Annotated in this window: 1 pseudogene; it reads left to right on the top strand. The window is 70.9% G+C overall.

Going from position 1 to position 626, the window contains the following annotated elements:
• A pseudogene (locus F0Q34_RS21590) lies at positions 1–626 on the top strand (error-prone DNA polymerase); the annotation flags it as partial.

Here is a 626-nt window from a genome sequence, read left to right on the forward strand (position 1 = left end):
ATGGCGCGGCTGTTTGCCCACCATCCCGAGGCGCTGGACAGCACGCTGCGTGTGCTGGAGGCGACGCGGGGCTTTTCGCTGGACCAGCTGCGGCACGAATACCCGGACGAGATCCTCGAGCCCGGCCGCACCCCGCAGCAGACCTTCGCGCGGCGCGTCGCCGAGGCCGCGGCCGAGCGCTGGCCGGCGGGCGTGCCGCCCGATATCCAGGCCCGCATCGACCATGAGCTGCGGCTGATCGACCAGCTCGGCTACGCGCCCTACTTCCTCACCGTGCATGAGGTGGTGCGCTTTGCCCGGGGCAAGGGGATCCTCTGCCAGGGCCGCGGCTCGGCCGCCAACTCCACCTGCTGCTATGTGCTGGGCATCACCGCCGTCGATCCGGCCCAGCACGACCTGCTGTTCGAGCGCTTCGTCTCCGCCAACCGCCGCGAGCCGCCGGACATCGATGTCGACTTCGAGCACGAACGGCGCGAGGAGGTGATCCAGTCCATCTACCAGCGCTATGGCCGCGACCGCGCGGCGATCGCCGGCACCGTGATCCGCTTTCGCGCCCGCTCCGCCATCCGCGAGGTGGGCAAGGCCATGGGCCTGTCGGAGGATGTCACCGCCCGGCTGGCCAAGGC

The sequence above is a fragment of the Teichococcus oryzae genome (assembly GCF_008386565.1).
Lineage (GTDB): Bacteria > Pseudomonadota > Alphaproteobacteria > Acetobacterales > Acetobacteraceae > Pseudoroseomonas > Pseudoroseomonas oryzae.